This window comes from Kribbella sp. NPDC051936 (genome assembly GCF_040680955.1).
In the GTDB taxonomy this organism is placed as follows: domain Bacteria; phylum Actinomycetota; class Actinomycetes; order Propionibacteriales; family Kribbellaceae; genus Kribbella.
In genome coordinates, this window is the sequence record NZ_JBFAXS010000010.1 from 116,577 (window position 1) to 134,025 (window position 17,449).

General features: G+C 69.0%; 18 protein-coding genes. 10 read left to right on the forward strand and 8 right to left on the reverse strand.

Translation table 11 applies throughout. From position 1 onward, the window contains the following. Positions 1-55 precede the first annotated feature (55 nt). Entirely contained in the window at positions 56-640 is a 585-nt protein-coding gene (locus AB0L64_RS33330; RefSeq protein WP_363716686.1) for a DUF305 domain-containing protein, read from the forward strand. Positions 641-707: 67 nt separating this feature from the next. Here the strand turns inward: AB0L64_RS33330 and AB0L64_RS33335 are convergent, their stop codons facing one another. After that, complete coding sequence (locus AB0L64_RS33335; protein ID WP_363716688.1) at positions 708-1,004, reverse strand: DUF2218 domain-containing protein; 297 nt, start codon at positions 1,002-1,004, stop codon at positions 708-710. Between the two features lie 65 nt (positions 1,005-1,069). Here AB0L64_RS33335 and AB0L64_RS33340 point away from each other — a divergent pair, with 65 nt between their 5' ends. After that, positions 1,070-1,615: a helix-turn-helix domain-containing protein gene (locus AB0L64_RS33340; RefSeq protein ID WP_363716690.1), complete on the forward strand. Its 546-nt coding sequence runs from the start codon at positions 1,070-1,072 to the stop codon at positions 1,613-1,615. On the opposite strand, the gene AB0L64_RS33345 is transcribed toward AB0L64_RS33340, so the two are convergent. Further along, positions 1,592-3,664 carry a heavy metal translocating P-type ATPase gene (locus AB0L64_RS33345; RefSeq protein WP_363716692.1) on the reverse strand — a complete coding sequence of 691 codons (2,073 nt, stop codon included), beginning with the start codon at positions 3,662-3,664 and terminating at the stop codon, positions 1,592-1,594. The two genes, AB0L64_RS33340 and AB0L64_RS33345, sit on opposite strands and share 24 nt — an antisense overlap. Positions 3,665-3,676: 12 nt before the next feature. On the opposite strand from AB0L64_RS33345, the gene AB0L64_RS33350 reads away from it, so the two are divergent. Then, positions 3,677-3,916: a hypothetical protein gene (locus AB0L64_RS33350; protein WP_363716694.1), complete on the forward strand. Its 240-nt coding sequence runs from the start codon at positions 3,677-3,679 to the stop codon at positions 3,914-3,916. Between the two features lie 19 nt (positions 3,917-3,935). Here AB0L64_RS33350 and AB0L64_RS33355 read toward each other — a convergent pair whose 3' ends face one another. From AB0L64_RS33355 to AB0L64_RS33365, 3 genes are all read right to left on the reverse strand, one after another. Next, positions 3,936-5,516 carry an ATP-binding cassette domain-containing protein gene (locus AB0L64_RS33355; RefSeq protein WP_363716696.1) on the reverse strand — a complete coding sequence of 527 codons (1,581 nt, stop codon included), beginning with the start codon at positions 5,514-5,516 and terminating at the stop codon, positions 3,936-3,938. A 151-nt stretch (positions 5,517-5,667) separates the two neighbouring features. Then, positions 5,668-5,880, reverse strand: a complete 213-nt coding sequence (locus AB0L64_RS33360) for a DUF6343 family protein (RefSeq protein ID WP_363716698.1) — start codon at positions 5,878-5,880, stop codon at positions 5,668-5,670. Further along, positions 5,877-6,548 (reverse strand): FadR/GntR family transcriptional regulator, encoded by a 672-nt coding sequence (locus tag AB0L64_RS33365; RefSeq protein WP_355698868.1) that lies wholly within the window; start codon positions 6,546-6,548, stop codon positions 5,877-5,879. The genes AB0L64_RS33360 and AB0L64_RS33365 overlap by 4 nt, the downstream gene beginning before the upstream one ends. Before the next feature lie 68 nt (positions 6,549-6,616). Between AB0L64_RS33365 and AB0L64_RS33370 the strand changes: the two genes are divergently transcribed. From AB0L64_RS33370 to AB0L64_RS33385, 4 genes are all read left to right on the forward strand, one after another. Beyond that, on the forward strand, positions 6,617-7,027 hold the full coding sequence (locus AB0L64_RS33370) for a DUF3052 domain-containing protein (protein ID WP_363716701.1): 411 nt from the start codon (positions 6,617-6,619) through the stop codon (positions 7,025-7,027). A 430-nt stretch (positions 7,028-7,457) separates the two neighbouring features. Then, positions 7,458-11,267, forward strand: a complete 3,810-nt coding sequence (locus AB0L64_RS33375; RefSeq protein WP_363716703.1) for a multifunctional oxoglutarate decarboxylase/oxoglutarate dehydrogenase thiamine pyrophosphate-binding subunit/dihydrolipoyllysine-residue succinyltransferase subunit — start codon at positions 7,458-7,460, stop codon at positions 11,265-11,267. Position 11,268: 1 nt separating this feature from the next. Further along, positions 11,269-11,445, forward strand: coding sequence for a DUF6104 family protein (locus AB0L64_RS33380; protein WP_355476126.1), 177 nt, complete (start codon positions 11,269-11,271; stop codon positions 11,443-11,445). Between the two features lie 21 nt (positions 11,446-11,466). Next, positions 11,467-12,192 carry an AAA family ATPase gene (locus AB0L64_RS33385; protein WP_363716706.1) on the forward strand — a complete coding sequence of 242 codons (726 nt, stop codon included), beginning with the start codon at positions 11,467-11,469 and terminating at the stop codon, positions 12,190-12,192. 22 nt (positions 12,193-12,214) lie between these two features. On the opposite strand, the gene AB0L64_RS33390 is transcribed toward AB0L64_RS33385, so the two are convergent. After that, a complete protein-coding gene (locus tag AB0L64_RS33390; RefSeq protein ID WP_359925220.1) occupies positions 12,215-12,565 on the reverse strand; it encodes a metalloregulator ArsR/SmtB family transcription factor in 351 nt (116 codons plus the stop codon). 114 nt (positions 12,566-12,679) lie between these two features. Here AB0L64_RS33390 and AB0L64_RS33395 point away from each other — a divergent pair, with 114 nt between their 5' ends. Together AB0L64_RS33395 and AB0L64_RS33400 are read left to right on the forward strand one after the other, a co-directional pair. Further along, positions 12,680-13,915: a sodium:proton exchanger gene (locus AB0L64_RS33395; RefSeq protein ID WP_363716708.1), complete on the forward strand. Its 1,236-nt coding sequence runs from the start codon at positions 12,680-12,682 to the stop codon at positions 13,913-13,915. Between the two features lie 23 nt (positions 13,916-13,938). Next, positions 13,939-14,478: a GNAT family protein gene (locus tag AB0L64_RS33400; protein WP_363716710.1), complete on the forward strand. Its 540-nt coding sequence runs from the start codon at positions 13,939-13,941 to the stop codon at positions 14,476-14,478. A 568-nt stretch (positions 14,479-15,046) separates the two neighbouring features. On the opposite strand, the gene AB0L64_RS33405 is transcribed toward AB0L64_RS33400, so the two are convergent. After that, entirely contained in the window at positions 15,047-15,715 is a 669-nt protein-coding gene (locus tag AB0L64_RS33405; protein WP_363716713.1) for a hypothetical protein, read from the reverse strand. A gap of 335 nt (positions 15,716-16,050) precedes the next feature. On the opposite strand from AB0L64_RS33405, the gene AB0L64_RS33410 reads away from it, so the two are divergent. Then, positions 16,051-16,743, forward strand: a complete 693-nt coding sequence (locus tag AB0L64_RS33410) for a hypothetical protein (RefSeq protein ID WP_363716715.1) — start codon at positions 16,051-16,053, stop codon at positions 16,741-16,743. A gap of 276 nt (positions 16,744-17,019) precedes the next feature. Here AB0L64_RS33410 and AB0L64_RS33415 read toward each other — a convergent pair whose 3' ends face one another. Then, complete coding sequence (locus AB0L64_RS33415) at positions 17,020-17,319, reverse strand: WhiB family transcriptional regulator (protein WP_363716717.1); 300 nt, start codon at positions 17,317-17,319, stop codon at positions 17,020-17,022. Positions 17,320-17,449: the final 130 nt, after the last annotated feature.

Genomic DNA, 17,449 nt, shown 5'->3' on the forward strand with positions numbered 1-17,449 from the left:
CGACGTGCGCCTACTTCCGCCGTACCCACTCTGTCTCGACGAACCAAGGAATGTGATGACGCACGTCTACCGCACCACCGCGGCCTCGGCCGCCCTCCTCACCGCAGTCTTCGGCCTGGCCGGCTGCGGCGAGCCGATCCCGGCGACCAGCCCGAGCAGCGCCCCGGCGACCGCGTTCAACGACGCGGATGTCGCGTTCGCGACGCAGATGATCCCGCACCACCAGCAGGCCGTGTCGATGGCCGACCTGGCGTTGCGGAAGGCCACGACCGCGGAGGTCAAGACCCTCGCGACCGCGATCAAGGCCGCCCAGTCACCGGAGATCGAGCAACTGTCCGGGTGGCTGAAGGGCTGGGGCAAGCCGGTGCCGACGCCGGGCGAGCATGCAGGTCACACGATGACCGGCATGATGAGCCCTCAGGAGATGGACGACCTCGACCGAGCGACCGGCAGCAGGTTCGACCGTCTGTGGGTCGACATGATGATCAAGCACCACCAAGGCGCGATCACGATGGCCGAGACCGAACAGACCACCGGCCAGGACGGCGCGTCGATCGCCCTCGCCAAGAAGATCCAAACCACCCAGACCACGGAAATCGCCACCATGCAGCGGCTACTGGGACGGCTCCCCGCCGCCTGACGCACCGGCCCGGCTGGTTGGACTGAGACAGGGGGCCCGGGTCGCCGAGCGTGGTCCGGCCCCTTGATCAGGTCGGTTGCCAGTTGACCTGCAGGCCGTCCCGGTGGGCGATCTGCTCGATGCGGTGTGCCACGCGGGCGCTCTGCTGCTCGAGGTCGGCGGGGTCGTCGGCGTGCAGGAGCAGGACGAGTTGGCCGGGCGTGGAGCGGATCGTCCAGGTTGCGGTGCCGAGGTCGATGACGAGCTCGGTCGCCGCCGCGGACAGCACCGTCAGCCCGCCCGGGCCGTGCGACAGGTGACTGGTCAGCTGGGTCAGGTACCGCTCGGCGCGCTCGGTGTCGAGGTGTGCTTCGAGGGCAGGCATCGGCAGCTCCTTTTTCGAGACAGTGTGTCTCGATGATAGGCAGGTCGTCCGGATAGAATCACGGCATGCCGAAGTTGTGGAACGACAGCATCGCCAGCCATCGGGAGGCGGTGCGGACGGCGGTGCTCGATGCGACCGCCGCCCTGGTCGCCGAGCGCGGGCTGACCGGGGTGACGATGGCCGAGGTCGCCCAGCGGTCCGCGATCGGGCGCGCGACGCTCTACAAGTACTTCGCGGACGTCGACGCGATCCTGACCGCCTGGCACCAGCGCCAGGTTGCGGACCATCTCCGGCAACTGGACGAGACCTGGGAGCGGACCCACCGCATCGAGGACGTACTGGAGGCGTATGCGTTCATCTGCCACGAGCACCCGCCGTCCGAGCCCGCCGCCTCGCTCCACCGTTCGGCGCACGTCAATCACGCGCGCGAGCACCTCGTCAGCTTCATCGCCGAGCGGCTCGGTGCCGTGCGCGACGACGTACCGCCGAAGGAGCTGGCGACGTACTGCGTTCATGCACTGCAAGCAGCAGGCGCCGTACCGTCGAAAGCGGCGGTACGACGCCTGGTGCGTGTCACCGTGGACGGGCTACGCGGCCAGCTTCGTGGGTGAGAGGTCGAGGCGGCGGAGCAACTGCGCGTTGAGGGCGACGACGATGGTGGAGATCGACATCAGCAGCGCACCGGCGGCCGGCGACACGACGACTCCCGCGAAGGCGAGCACGCCCGCGGCGAGCGGCACGGTGATCACGTTGTAGCCGGTGGCCCAGACCAGGTTCTGCCACATCTTGCGGTAGCTGGCCCGCGACAGCTCGATCACCGAAAGCACCGCCCGCGGGTCGTCGGCGGCGAGCACGACACCGGCGGACTCGATCGCGACATCGGTACCGGCGCCGATCGCGATCCCGACCTCGGCGCGCGCCAGGGCCGGGGCGTCGTTCACCCCGTCACCGACCATCGCCACCTTCAGCCCACGCGCCTGCAGCTCGGCGACCTTGGCGTCCTTGTCCTGCGGCAGGACCTCGGCGAACACCTCGTCGATGCCGAGCTCCTTCGCGACCGCCTCGGCGACCTGGTGCGCGTCGCCGGTGATCATCGCGACCTTCACACCGCGCCGGTGCAGCGCGGCGACCGCCTGCCGGGACTCCTCCCGGACCTCGTCCTCGAGCGCGATCGCGCCGAGCACCTCGCCGTCGCGGACCACGTGCAGCACCGCGGCCCCGCGGTCCTTCCAGCCCGCGACCTCGGACTCCAGCCCGTCCGGCTCGGCCAGGCCGTTCTCCCGCAGGTACGCCGGTCCGCCGACGGCGACCTCGGATCCGTCCACCACGGCCTGGACGCCGCGCCCGGTCAGCGACCGGAAGTCCGTGGCAACGAGCTTTCCGTTGTCTCCGGAAACTCCTGCGGCTCCCCCACCGGCTCGCGCGCCGGCGGCCTGGGCCGCGTGCGCCCTGACGATCGCCTTGGCCAGCGGGTGCTCGCTGTCGGCCTCGACCGCGGCGGCCAGCGCCAGCAACTCGTCCTGCGAGACCGTCTCGACGGTGGCCACGCCGGTGACGGCCGGCTCGCCCTTCGTCAACGTGCCGGTCTTGTCGAACAGCACCGCGTCGATCGTCCGCATCCGCTCCAGCGCCAACCGGTTCTTCACCAGGACGCCGGCCTTCGCGGCACGCTCCGTCGAGATCGCGATCACCAGCGGGATGGCCAGCCCGAGGGCGTGCGGGCAGGCGATCACCAGCACGGTCACGGTTCGGGTGACGGCCTCGTTGAGCTCGCCCAGCAACGTCCAGACCAGGAACGTGATCACACCGGCGATCGACGCGAAGTAGAAGAGGAACGCCGCGGCACGGTCGGCGAGAGCCTGCGCGCGCGACGACGAGGCCTGCGCCTCGGCGACCAGCCGCTGGATGCCGGCCAGCGCGGTGTCGTCGCCGACCGCGGTGATCTCGACCCGCAGAGCGTTGTCGGTGGCAACGGTTCCGGCGACGACCGCGTCACCGACGGCGCGCGACACCGGCCGCGACTCCCCGGTGATCATCGACTCGTCGACCTCGGCCTGACCCTCGACCACGGTTCCGTCCGCCGGTACGCGTCCACCGGAGCGCACCAGGACGACGTCGCCGGCCTGCAGCTCGTGCAGCGACACTTCGACGACCCCGTCGTCGGTCACCTTCTCGGCCGAGTCCGGGAGCAGCGCGGCCAACGCGTCCAGCGCACCGGAGGCCGCGCCGAGAGCACGCATCTCCAGCCAGTGCCCGAGCAGCATGATCACGATCAGCAGCGCGAGCTCCCACCAGAAGTCCAGGTCGAAGCCGCCGAGCTTCAGCGTGGTCACCCAGGAGGCGACGAACGCGACCGTGATCGCCATCGAGATCAGCAGCATCATCCCGGGCTGCCGCGACCTCAGCTCGCTCCAGCCGCCGGTGAGGAACGGGCGCCCGCCGTACACGAAGATCACCGTGCCGAGCACCGGCGCGATCAGCCCCGACCCGGGGAAGTCCGGCGGCATGTAGCCGAGCAGGTCGGCGAACATCTCGCTGAAGAACACCACCGGCACAGCCAGCGCGAGACTGATCCAGAACCGGTCCTTGAACTGCGCCGCATGATCCCCGTGCCCTGCATGACCCCCGTGCCCGCCGTGCGCCGCCTGCCCGCCGTGCATCTCGTGCCCAGCGTGCTCATCGTGCTCATCGTGCTCATCGTGCCCAGCGTGCTCATCGTGCTCTGTGTGAGCTGTGTGAGCGGTGTGCTCGGCGTGCCCGGTGTGGTCGTGGTGCTCGTTCATCGTGCCCTCTCCGTCCTCGATGCCGACCAACATACCCCCATGGGGTATCAGACAGCAACCGGGCACCCGCATGCGCTATTCCCGCCGGCGCACAAGAAGTTCGCCCCGCCACCCACCGAAGCCGGGTGACGGGGCGAGGACGGGACTCCTACAGCGGATCGATGTCGGTCAGGCTCTCGGGCGTCAGCTCGACCCACCGGGTGATCCCGATCTCCCGCAGGAAGGGCACATCGTGGCTCGCGATGACCAACGCTCCGTTGTACGACGCCAGCGCATCTCGCAGCTGCCCCACGCTGGACAGGTCCAGGTTGTTCGTCGGCTCGTCCAGCATCAGCAACTGCGGCGGCGGCTCCGCCAGCAACAACGCCGCCAGCGTCGCCCGGAACCGCTCACCACCGGACAACGTCCGGACCAACTGATCCGCCGCCCGGCCACGGAACAGGAACCGCGCCAGCCGCGCCCGCCGCGCCTGGTTCTCCGTGCTCGGCGCCAGCAGCGCGAGGTTGTCCACGATCGACAGGTCGTCGCGGAGCAGATCGAGCCGCTGCGGCAGGTACCGGAACGGAACCGCCGGCAACTCCCCCGTCACGATCGACTGCAGCAGCGTCGTCTTCCCGGCGCCGTTCGGCCCGGTCAGCGCGATCCGCTCCGGACCGCGGATCTCCAGGTCGACGTGCGCCCCGGTCCGCAGGACGTGGTCCTCCAGCCGCAGCACGACACGGCCCGCGGGCACGGCGGTCTTCGGCAGGTCGACCCGGATGGTGTCGTCGTCGTGGACCTTCTCCTCCGCGTCGGCCAGTGCCTCCTGCGCCGACTCGAGCCGCTCGGACTGCTTCCCGAGATGCTTGCCGGCCGACACCTGCGCAGCCCGCTTCAGCCCACCGGCGACGATCTTCGGGATGCCGCCCTGCTCGAAGGCGCGTTGCCCCCGGGCGCGGCGCTGGTCCATCTTCATCCGCGCCTCGACCAGATCCTTCTTCTGCTTCCGTACGTCGGCCTCCGCCGCGCGCAGCATCCGCTCGGCGGCTTCCTGCTCGACGGCGACGGCCTCCTCGTAGGCGGTCAGGTTCCCGCCGTACCAGGTGACCTCGCCCTTCCGCAGGTCGCCGATCTGGTCGACGCGGTCCAGCAACTCCCGGTCGTGGCTGACGATCAGCAACGCTCCGCGGAACTGGTCGACGGCGTCGTACAGGTGCCGCCGCGCCCGCAGGTCGAGGTTGTTGGTCGGCTCGTCCAGCAGCAGGACGTCGGGACGCCGCAGCAACTCGGCCGCGAGCCCGAGCAGGATGGTCTCGCCGCCGGACAACTCGCCGACGCTGCGGTCGAGGCCGATCGCACCGAGGCCGAGCTTGCCGAGCAGCGCCTCCGCGCGCTCGTCGACGTCCCACTCGTCGCCGACGGCCGCGAAGTTCTCCTCGGAGGCGTCACCCGACTCGATCGCGGTGATCGCGCGCCGGACGGCGTCGATGCCGAGGGCCTGGTCGACCCGCAACGACGTGTCGAGGGTCAGGTCCTGCGGCAGGTACCCGAGCTCGCCGCTGACGCGGATCGCCCCGCGCTGCGGGGTGAGCCGGCCGGCGATCAGCCGGAGCAGCGTCGACTTGCCGGCGCCGTTGCGGCCGACCAGGCCGGAACGGACCGGCCCGGCGACGAACGTCAGGCCGTCGAACAGCACCTCGCCGTCGGGCCAGGCGAAGAAAAGATCGGTACAGGACAGGGAAAAACTCATGAGCGTTGCACTCCCAACGAGGTCTCGGACGAGACCGCGCACCGGAACAGGTGGCGATCGATCGACTGAAGAAAGACCTCGGAGTTACAACGCGGACCCCTGACGCCGGGAATGGGACGCCTGCCAGGATACGGGCGGCCGGCCGCCGCGATCAACCGTTTTCGTGAAGCTTGCGCCGGGCAACGATCAGCAGGTCGACGGCGGCGACCACCGCGAGCGCGGCGAACGCGACCACCCACCCGGTCGGCAGCTCGAAGACGGCGGCGAGGACGGTCGCCGCGAGCCACAGGCACAGGCCGAAGGCCGCCAGCACGATGCGCAGCGTCAACGCGCTGCGCGGCGGCGGCGGCGGCTCGCCGGTCATGGCGCCTTGCGCAACCAGGTCTCGACGCCAGCGATGTGGGCGGTCATCCAGGCGCGGGCGGCCTCGGCGTCGCGGATCTCGATCGCGTCCAGGATCGCGGCGTGTTCGGCCAGCGTGCGTTCGACCGCGCCGGCCTGGGTGACGCCGCGCCAGATCCGGGCCCGCTGGGTCGCGCCGGAGATGCCGTCCAGCAGCGAGCAGACCACCTGGTTGCCGGTCGCCTCGGCGATCCCACGATGGAACTGCAGGTCGTTCGCCACCAGTTCCTCGACCGAGGCGTCCGGCGCCAGATCGCTGGTCAGCAGTCGCAGCTCGGTGACCTGCTCCGCGGTGATCCGGGTCGCGGCCAGCGCGGCGACACCGGGCTCGAGCAACCGCCGTACCTCGAAGAACTGCAGCACCGAGTCGTCGCGGTGCAGGTCGACCATGAAGTTCAGCGCGTCCAGCAGGTGCGCCGAGTCGAGACTCGTCACGTACGTGCCGTCGCCGTGCCGGACGTCCAGCACGTTGACGAGCGTCAGTGCCTTCACCGCTTCCCGCAGCGAGTTCCGCGACAGCCCCAGCCGGGCGGCGAGATCCGCCTCCTTCGGCAGCCGGTCGCCGGGTCCCAGTTCCCCCGAGGTGATCATCCCCTTGATCTTGACGATCGCCTCATCCGTCAACGCCATTTCGTCAGTATGCCCTCGCAGGGGGCGGTTCACCCGGTTCCGGCGGCCGGCCTGGCTACCATCCCGGCATGAGCGCGACGCCCGGTTACTCCGGCAAGCCGCTGGCTGCCAAGCTCGGGATCAAGGCGGAGCACCTGGTCCTGCTCGACAACGCGCCGGCCGGTTTCGTCCTCGACGGGCTCCCGGCCGGTACGTCGGTCGCGCGCCGGCCCACCCGGACGTCGTACGACGTCGTGCTGATGTTCTGCCCCGACCGGGCCCGGCTCACCCGGCGCCTCCCAGTGCTGCTCGAGCGGACCGTGACCGCGGGGATGATCTGGGCGGCGTGGCCGAAGCGCTCGTCCGGCGTTCCCACCGACCTGGACGAGAACGGGATCCGCGAGCTCGCACTCCCGCTCGGCGTCGTCGACGTGAAGGTCTGCGCGATCGACAGCACCTGGTCCGGGCTGAAGCTGGTCCGGCGGCTCGCGAACCGATGAAGGCCAATCATCCCCAACTGGACTGATTTCGCACGTGACGTTGACCACACTTCTGCGCGGTCCTGATCGTCACGGGTCGCGAGTGGACAACCGCATACAGTGGCCGGCCACGCTCAGCCCACCCTACCCGGGACAGCTCGGACGAACGCCGGAAAGCCACCTCTGCAAGGCGTCCCGCAACCGCGGCCGTCACTCTCCGCTCCGGCCGGACGTGAGCGGACGGCGTGTGGCCTGAAACACCTTTGTCAGCAGTGTTTCAGGCGTCGGCAGATCCGCTCGCCGGGGCCCGACCACTCGACACACTGGTCCGGTGGTCCCCGGCTGTGGAAGTGGTCCGGGTGCTATTAGCCTTTGCTTGGGGCACCACCCATAACATCAGCATGACCAACCCGTGGTACCGGACCCGAAATCGGAAGAGGCGAACTGCCAAGTGGCCACCGAGCCATCAGACACCAATCCCCTAGCAGCCTTCGGTGCGAACGAATGGCTGGTCGACGAGTTGTACGAGAAGTACCTGCAGGACCCGAAGTCGGTGGATCCGGCGTGGTTGGACTTCTTCAAGACGTACAAGCCAGGTGACGCGACGCCGGTGACGACCACCCCGGCCGACGCTCCCCGGCCGGACGCGGTGTCCGACAACAAGACCCCTGAGGCGCCGAGCCGCGGCACCGCTGCCGCAGCGCCCGCCTCGAGCGCTCCCGCCGCGACGACCGCCGCGAAGCAGCCCTCCGCGCCGACGCCGGCCGCTGCCCAGGCCGCACCCCAGCAGCAGCCCGCGGCCAAGCAAGCTCCGGCCCAGTCCGGCGCCCCGACCGGAGGCAAGGTGAACCAGCCGCCCAAGGCCCAGCCCAAGCCCGCTCCCGCGACCAGCTCGGACGCCGAGCGGCTGATCCTGCGCGGAGCCCCGGCGCGGACCGCTCAGAACATGGAGACCAGCCTCACGGTCCCCACGGCGACGAGCGTGCGGCAGGTGCCGGTCAAGCTGCTGATCGACAACCGCATCGTCATCAACAACCACCTCAAGCGCGCCCGCGGCGGCAAGGTGTCCTTCACGCACCTGATCGGCTGGGCGCTGGTCAAGGCCCTGAAGACGCTGCCGGACATGAACGCGTCGTACGACGAGACCGACGGCAAGCCGACCCTGGTGCACCCGGCGCACATCAACCTCGGCCTGGCCATCGACATGCAGAAGCCGGACGGCACCCGGCAGCTGCTGGTGCCGTCGATCAAGGCCGCCGAGGAGATGACCTTCGCGGACTTCTGGATGGCCTACGAGGACATCGTCCGCCGGGCCCGGGACAACAAGCTCGCGCTGCCGGACTTCCAGGGCACCACGATCAGCCTGACCAACCCGGGCACGATCGGCACCCAGCACTCGGTGCCGCGGCTGATGACCGGCCAGGGCTGCATCATCGGCGTCGGCGCGATGGAGTACCCGCCGGAGTACCAGGGCGCCGCCGACGAGACGATGGCCAAGCTCGCGGTCAGCAAGGTGATGACGCTGACCTCGACGTACGACCACCGGATCATCCAGGGCGCCCAGTCGGGTGAGTTCCTGCGCCGGCTGCACCAGCTGCTGCTCGGCGGCGAGGGCTTCTACGACGAGATCTTCCAGTCGCTGCGGATCCCCTACGAGCCGATCCGCTGGGCCGCCGACCTCCCGCACAGCCACGAGGAGGACATCAGCAAGCAGGCCCGGATCCTCGAGCTGATCCACGCGTTCCGGGTGCGCGGCCACATCATGGCCGACACCGACCCGCTGGAGTACAAGCAGCGCAGCCACCCGGACCTGGACGTCGCCACCCACGGCCTGACGCTGTGGGACCTGGACCGCGAGTTCGCCACCGGCTCGTTCGGCGGCGGCGACCGGCGGTTCATGAAGCTGCGCGAGATCCTCGGCATCCTCCGCGACTCGTACTGCCGGACCACCGGTATCGAGTACATGCACATCCAGGACCCCGAGCAGCGCAAGTGGATCCAGGAGCGGGTCGAGCGCCCGCACACCAAGCCGCCGCGCGAGGAGCAGCTGCGGATCCTGGCCAAGCTGAACGAGGCCGAGGCGTTCGAGACCTTCCTGCAGACCAAGTACGTCGGTCAGCGCCGGTTCTCGCTCGAGGGCGCGGAGACCACGATCCCGCTGCTCGACGAGCTCTGCGAGGAGGCGGCCGGCGCCGGGCTGGACGAGGTCGCGATCGGGATGGCGCACCGCGGCCGGCTGAACGTGCTGGCGAACATCGTCGGCAAGTCGTACGGCCAGATCTTCCGCGAGTTCGAGGGCAACATCGACCCGCGGACCGTGCAGGGCTCCGGCGACGTCAAGTACCACCTGGGCGCGGAGGGCGAGTTCGTCTCCGAGTTCGGCGACAAGATCAAGGTCTCGGTGGCGGCGAACCCGTCGCACCTGGAGACCGTCGACCCGGTGCTCGAGGGCATCGTCCGGGCCAAGCAGGACATCCTGGACCGCGGCGCCGCGTTCCCGGTACTGCCGGTGCTCGTCCACGGTGACGCGGCCTTCGCCGGCCAGGGCGTGGTGGCGGAGACGCTGAACCTGTCCCAGCTGCGCGGCTACCGCACCGGCGGCACGATCCACGTGATCGTGAACAACCAGGTCGGCTTCACCACCTCGCCGGCCTCGTCCCGCTCCTCGATGTACTCCACCGACGTCGCGCGGATGGTGCAGGCGCCGATCTTCCACGTCAACGGCGACGACCCCGAGGCCTGCATCCGGGTCGCGGACCTGGCCTTCGAGTACCGCCAGGCGTTCAACAAGGACGTCGTCATCGACCTGGTCTGCTACCGCCGCCGCGGTCACAACGAGGGTGACGACCCGAGCTTCACCCAGCCGCTGATGTACGACCTGATCGAGCAGAAGCGCTCGGTCCGCAAGCTCTACACCGAGGCCCTGATCGGTCGTGGCGACATCACGATCGAAGAGGCCGAGCAGGCGATGCAGGACTTCCAGCAGCGCTTGGAGCGGGTGTTCGCCGAGGTCCGGGACGCGAAGAACGAGCCCGACACGCCGGCGCCGTACGTCACCGTCCCGGTGTACCCGGACAAGCCGGAGGGCCCGGACGCGACCGCGATCAGCATCGAGACGCTGAAGAAGATCGCTGACGCGTACACCACGCTGCCGGAAGGCTTCACCGTGCACCCGAAGGTGCAGCCGCAGCTGCAGCGCCGGGCGCACGCGATCACCGAGGGCCCGCTCGACTGGGCCAGCGCGGAGATCACCGCTTTCGGCTCGCTGCTGCTCGACGGGCGCCCAGTCCGGCTGGCCGGTCAGGACAGCCGCCGCGGCACGTTCGTGCAGCGGTTCGCCGCCGTCATCGACCGGGTCAACGGGCAGGACCACGTCCCGCTGCAGCACCTGGACGAGGAGAACCAGGGCAACTTCTACGTCTACGACTCGCTGCTCAGCGAGTACGCCGCGCTCGGCTTCGAGTACGGGTACTCCGTGGCGCGGCCGGAGGCACTGGTGCTCTGGGAGGCGCAGTTCGGCGACTTCGTGAACGGCGCCCAGTCGGTCATCGACGAGTACATCTCGTCCGGTGAGGCGAAGTGGGGCCAGAAGTCCGGCGTCGTACTGCTGCTGCCGCACGGCTACGAGGGCCAGGGCCCGGACCACACCTCGGCCCGGATCGAGCGGTTCCTGCAGCTGTGCGCCGAGGACGCGATGACCGTCGCGCAGCCGTCGACCCCGGCGTCGTACTTCCACCTGCTCCGCCGGCACACGCTCGGCGAGGAGCACGTCCCGATGATCGTCTTCACGCCGAAGCAGCTGCTGCGGCGCAAGGAGGCGGTGTCGCGGCCGGAGGAGCTGACCCACGGCACCTTCCGGCCGGTCATCGGCGACGCCGAGGCCGAGGCGAACGCGGGTGCCGTCGAGCGGGTCATCCTGGCCTCGGGCCGGATCGTGTACGACCTGCTCGCCGAGCGGAAGAAGGTCGAGCCGGACAAGATCAGCACCGCGATCCTCCGGGTCGAGCAGCTCTACCCGCTGCCCGCGGAGGAGGTCGTCGCCGAGCTCGCGAAGTACCCGAACGCGACCGAGATCCGCTGGGTGCAGGACGAGCCGGCGAACCAGGGTCCGTGGCCGTTCATGGCGCTGAACCTGACCGAGCACCTGGGCGGCAAGCCGTTCTACCGGGTGTCCCGGCCGGCCATGTCCGCCCCGGCGGTCGGCTCGCACGGTGTCCACGGCACCGAGCAGGCGACGCTGCTGAAGCAGGCGTTCAGCTGACGTGTACTTCACCGACCGCGGGATCGAGGAGCTCGAGAAGCGCCGGGGCGAGGAAGAGGTCTCCCTCGCCTTCGTCGCCGAGCGACTGCGTGAGTTCGTCGACCTGAACCCGGAGTTCGAGACACCGATCGAGCGCTTCGCCACCTGGCTCGCCCGCCTGGACGACGAGGACGACTAGGACAGGGCCTAACCTGAGTGGATGCCCTTCGCCACGCACCCCGTACGCCGGGTCGCGGCGGCGGAGGGCATTCGCGCGTCCGGCCGCTGGCCGCACACCATTCCGGCCGTCCGCCAGCTACTGACCGACGGCTTGGACCTCGACCCCGGCGTCACGTTCCTGGTCGGCGAGAACGGCGCCGGCAAGTCCACGCTGGTCGAGGCCATCGCCGTCGCCTTCGGCCTGTCACCCGAGGGCGGCTCCACCGGCGCCCGCCTCAGCACCCGCGCCACGGAGTCGTCCCTCGCCGACGACCTCCAGGTCACCCGCGGCGTCGGCGCCAGGCGGGCGGGTTTCTTCCTGCGCGCCGAGACGATGCACGGCTTCTACACGTACCTGGAGCAGAACCCGAAGACCTCCGGCCCACCGGACCCGGTCTTCCATGAGCTGAGCCACGGCGAGAGCTTCCTGACCCTCATCAACGACCGCTTCACCCGGCAGGGCTTCTACTGCCTCGACGAGCCCGAGTCCGCCCTCTCGTTCTCCAGCAGCCTGGCCGTGGTCGGCGTACTGCAACGCCTGGCCGAGTCCGGCTCGCAAGTGTTGTGCGCGACGCATTCACCCGTGATCGCAGCCTTGCCGGGCGCCACCATCCTCGAGGTGGGCGAGTGGGGCATCCGGCGTACGACGTGGTCCGACCTGGAGCTCGTACAGAACTGGAAGGCGTACCTGCAAGCGCCGGAGCGCTACCTGCGGCACGTGCTTTAGGCGATGGATAACCAGACAGGGCCTAGTCCGTGTGCGGCGGCCGGGTGCGACGTGGTGGGTCGGGGGCCAGGGTGCCGTCGGGGGCGATGTGTTCGAAGATCTGGTCGACCAGGTTCAGGACGTGCGGGTCGTCGACGGTGTAGATGTGCCGACGGCCCTCGCGGCGGGCGGTGATGATGCCCGCCAGGCGGAGCTTGCCGAGGTGCTGGCTGGCGGTGGCGATACTGACGCCGACCCGGTCCGCCAGGGTGCCGACGTCGTACTCCCCTTGGGCGGCCAGCGACACCAGGTGCAGCCGGACCGGAGCGGAGAGCATGGCGAAGGTGCCCGCGGCGGATTCGAGCTGCGCCTTCGTCGGTTCAGGGTTCGTCATCGCGCTGTCATTGTGACCGCTGGAGCGGTCTGCGGGCAGTCCGGCGTGCCGTGGTGACGACGGTCTCATACTTTCGCAATTGCGAAAGTATCGAAACTACGGCAAGCTGGAACCATGTTCCGAGCCGTCCGCCCTGTGCTGTTGCTGCTCGCGGTGGCGATCCCCGCGGTCGTCCTGCGGCTCACCGGCACCCATCCCCCGGCATTGGCCTCGATGCTGATCTTCGGTCTCGCCGTGGTCGCCGCCTCGTTCGTGCTGGCCTGGGCCGCAGAGGCGGCGGAGATGGACATCTCGGGCGGTCTGGCGATCGCTCTGCTCGCGGTCATCGCGGTCCTCCCGGAGTACGCGGTGGACCTGTACTTCGCGCACACCGCGGGCACCAACCCGGACTACGTGCAGTACGCCGCCGCCAACATGACCGGGTCGAACCGGTTGCTGCTCGGCCTCGGCTGGTCCAGCGTCGTCCTGATCAGCCTGTACGTCGCTTCGCGGCGCAGCGGGCGCTCGGTCAAGGCTCTCGTCCTCGAGACCGGGTACCGGCGTGAGCTGGGCTTCCTCGCGGTCGCCGGTGTGGTCGCGTTCGTGATCCCGGTGACCGGTGAGATCCATCTGGTGCTCGGGCTGCTGCTGCTCGCTTTCTTCGCCTACTACCTGTTCCGGGCGGCGACGTCGGAGCACGACGACGAGCCGGACCTGATCGGGCCGGCGGCGACGATCGGCGCGCTGCCCACGACCACGCGACGGATCGTGGTGGCGAGCATGTTCGTGGTGTCGGCCGGGATGATCCTCGCCGCGGCCGAGCCGTTCGCGGATTCGCTGGTCGCGGGCGGGCAGGCGCTCGGCATCGACCAGTTCCTGCTGGTCCAGTGGCTGGCGCCGCTGGCGTCCGAGGCGCCGGAGTTCATCGTCGCGCTGCTGTTCGCGTGGCGCGGCAAGGGCGCCGCGGCGCTGGGGCTGCTGATCTCCGCCAAGGTGAACCAGTGGACGCTGCTGATCGGGAGCCTGCCGATCGCGTACGGACTCGGTGGCGGCGGCGTCGCGCTGCACCTCGACGGGCGGCAGATCGAGGAGTTCCTGCTGACCGCCACGCAGACCCTGCTCGGCATCGCGATCCTGCTGAGCCTGCGCTTCCCCCGCTGGGCGGCGTGGACGTTGCTCGGGCTGTTCGCGGTCCAGTTCGCCGTACCCGGTCAGAGCGGGCGCTACGTGATCAGCGCGGTCTACCTGGTGCTCGCGATCGGCGCGGCCGTCCACAACCGGGATCACCTGGTGCGGACGATCATGGCCCCGTTCCGCAGCACCGAAGAGCTCGCCGCGGCCGAGCGCGCCGACGAACTCGTCAAGGTCTGAGCCTGCTTTGTTAGCGTGCACCGGTGGAACCACTGGAGCACGTGCCCTGGCCGCCTGAGCCGATCAAGACCGAGCGGCTCGTGCTTCGTGAGGCCGAAACGCGCGACCGTACGGCGTTCATCGAGCTGCTCGCCTCACCCGAGGTCAACGCGTACGTCGGCGGTCCTCGGCCGCGTGACGAGCTCGAGCGCGAGCTGCCTGAGACACCCGGGCGGTGGCCCGGGAGCTTCGTGGCCGAGCTCGACGGGGCGATGATCGGTCAGGTTCTGCTCAGGAGAGCAACCGGGCATCGCCGGCCGTCGGCCATCGACAAGGCGGATCTCGGCTACCTGTTCCTGCCGCGGGCCTGGGGATTCGGGTACGCCGCCGAGGCCTGCGCGGCTGCGCTCGGCTGGTTCGACGGCGTCCTTCCCGGTGAGCAGGTCGTGCTCACCACCCAGAGCGCGAACGTCAGCTCCCTGCGCCTCGCCGCGAAGCTCGGGTTCGCCGAGCTGGAGCGGTTCGAGGCGTGGGGCGCCGAGCAGTGGCTCGGCCTACGCGTCAGTGCCGTCGCAAGAAGCTGAGCCTGCTCTTGACGCCGTCCCGTGGCCCGGGCCATCTGAGGGGTCAACCCCTCCGTTGGTCGGTTGACGCCTCGCATTCCGGGAGGACAACCGGCCAGCTCAGGGGTCAACCCCTCAATTGGTCCGGCCCAGCTCATGCGCGGGTCGACGCGTCGGGAACCGATCGCTATCTGGAGCCGCAGGACGGCTGTCGTCGATGTGGATCACGGGGGCTCGATGCTTCGGGGACTACGTGGTGGCCGTGGTTATCGGCCGCTGTCCATCATGCGGATCGTCCGGAGGAGCGATGCTTATTCAGCGGGTGCTGTCGGCTGCCACGCAGTTGGAGCCATGGATGGTTCTAGGCGATGACGGCCCGGCGGTACCGGTCGAGCGGTGTCTGGCGTATCTGACCGATATCGAACGATCCTCGAACACGGTGAAGACCTAGTTCCCGGACATCGGCAGGCCGCGCGGATCGCGGTATGGCTGGGGTGCTCTTCTCGGTGCGCCGTAGGACGACCGCAAACCGCAGATTGGTGGACGCCCCGGCGATGAGGACCAGGCACGGAGTGCGTTCTCGCCTTCCTCAGCTGTCAATGCCAGCGCCATCGACGACTGGGACGAAGCCGTCGGGCCAGACCTGATAGGCGACCGGGAAGTCGCGCCGCCAGCCCACGTTGTCGGTGAACGTGACCTCGGTGAAGTCGTTGCCGGTGATCACGTTGCGCCTCCCTTGGCCCCGGGAGTCTTCCTTCAGACCAGTCCCGCCCCACACGCAGCCGTTCATGCGTCCGACGAACCTGCAGTCGATGAGGTCGGCGTCATAGCCGAAGTGGCCCTCCCATCGGCAGTTGACGAACGTGCAGTTCTCGAAGTGGCCTGCACCGGTGTCGAAACCGCCGAGGATCTTGAACCGGACGCGTTCGAAGGTGCAGTCCCGGTAGACGGCCGGTCTGTTCGCGAACGAGCCTTGGGCCGCAACGCCGTACTCGTTCAACACGGGCCGGACGCGCTGTCGGAAGTGGCAGTTGTCAAACTCGGACCACTCGACCACAAGACTGATGTCATTGAGCCACAGTTCGACCCCTGAAACGGCCGCCTGGAAGAAGTGCACGCCGCGAAGCCCACCACGGGGTGCGATCGCGTCCAGATCGATCGACGTCACCGGTCCCGAGACAAGCATGTCGGCCGGCGCGACGTCCCGGGCCTGACCGGGCGGTGACTGTCCGCGCCACCACCCTGGGTTGCTGTTCATGGAGACATCATCTCGGCATCTCATCGACAGCGCGCCATCTCTTGGCGCTCCCGTCCGCCCTGCCCCGGAGATCCTGTCGCCGTGATCGCGTGGTGTGCCGTGGCAGACCACCTGGCCGAAGCCCTCGACGTCCAGGGTCACGAGATGTGGGAGGTCGGCCAGCAGCGCGACGTACTCGGATGGCAGTTGCTGTGCGAAGGCTGGTAGTGGCGGCTGGAGAGAGACGTTGTAACCTTGCGCGCAGCTTTGAGCTGGGTCTGCCGGTCCGAGTCCGACGGGGCCCATCAATGTGGATCCTCTACTGCTGGTGTGGGGCGCTATCTGGGGAGGCTCGGGTGCCTGAGCGGTTTGTGGGTCGGTTGGCTACGGCCGGAGTCCTGTGTGTCGCGCTGGTTGCCTGTTCCGGTGAGGAGCGGGCAGAGCCGACGCCAACGCCGCAGTCGACTGTTTCTGGCTCGGCTGCGGACAAAGCCGCTGTGGCGCAGGCGTTCTCCTCCTATCGTCAGGCCCTGCTGGCGAAGGACGGCAAGATGGTGGCGGCTTCGCTGACGGCGGAGAGCCTCGAGTATTTCGCAGCGATCAGGAAGCTGGCCTTGACCGCACCAGAGACGTATCTCAGGCGAGCCAGGATGAGCGACCAACTGGCCGTGATCTTCCTGCGGACGACGGTCCCGAATGAGAGTATCCGGAGTTGGTCGACGACTCAGTTGGCTACTCATGCGGTGCGGCGAGGGCAACTCGATGCCGCGGCCGTGGAGCGTTTGTCCGCGGGTACGATCGAGGTCTCCGGCGACATCGGCACAATATCTATGAAGCTGGACGGCAAGGAGAGCCCGCTCTCCTTCACCTTCTACCGAGAAGGCGGACGGTGGAAATTCCGCTTGATACCGCTGCTGGAGGCAGCCGAAAGCGCCCTCCGGGCTCGCGTTCAGGAGCAACACATCACCGAACGCCGCATGGTTGACGAGTCCCTGGCTGCGACCCTGTCCCCCGAAGATATCCGCGCCGCATGGCTCCCGGTCGGCTGACACCTTCGAACGCCGTACTGACTATTGGTCCGGCCAGGACTGTGGCAGTGGCAGACCGCGGTAGCCGTTGGGCAGCGCCTGGGTTGCCCGGCCCAGCCGTTGCTGGGCCCACACCGCGACGGCCAGTGGCCCTGAGGGGTTGACCCCTCAGATGGCCGGTTGGCGCCTCGCATGCCGGGATGACAACCGGCCAGCTCAGGGGTCAACCCCTCAATTGGTCCGGCTCAGCTCATGCCCGGGGCGACGCGTCAGGAACCGATCGTTTCGGGAGAGGCGCTAGCTGGCCTGTTGCTCGGTGATGATCGTGGGGCGGCTGCGGCGTTCCTGAGGGCCGGGGCGGCCGCGGCGGCGGCCGGAGAGGAACTTCTCGCCGGCGGCGGTGCCGGTGAACTTCGTCCGGCGGGCCCATTCCCGGCATTCGTCGATCACCGGGCACGACGTCAGGCAGAGCGCCTGCGCCTTGCGCTGCTCCCACTGGCTGGCGTTCTCGTCGTACGACGGCGCCTGTCCGACACACGCGGCCTTCGTCATCCAGTTGTCGGCCGGGTCAACGATCACCGTCAAAGTAGGCCTCATGGGCTCCCCTGCTCCTCATCGATCGGGCGGATCGGTAGGAACAGATTGACCCCGGCGCATTGCCTCGGTGCGACGCGAATGTTTCAGCCGTGAAACGTCATCCGCTTTTGGTGTCACAACGGTGCCGGTG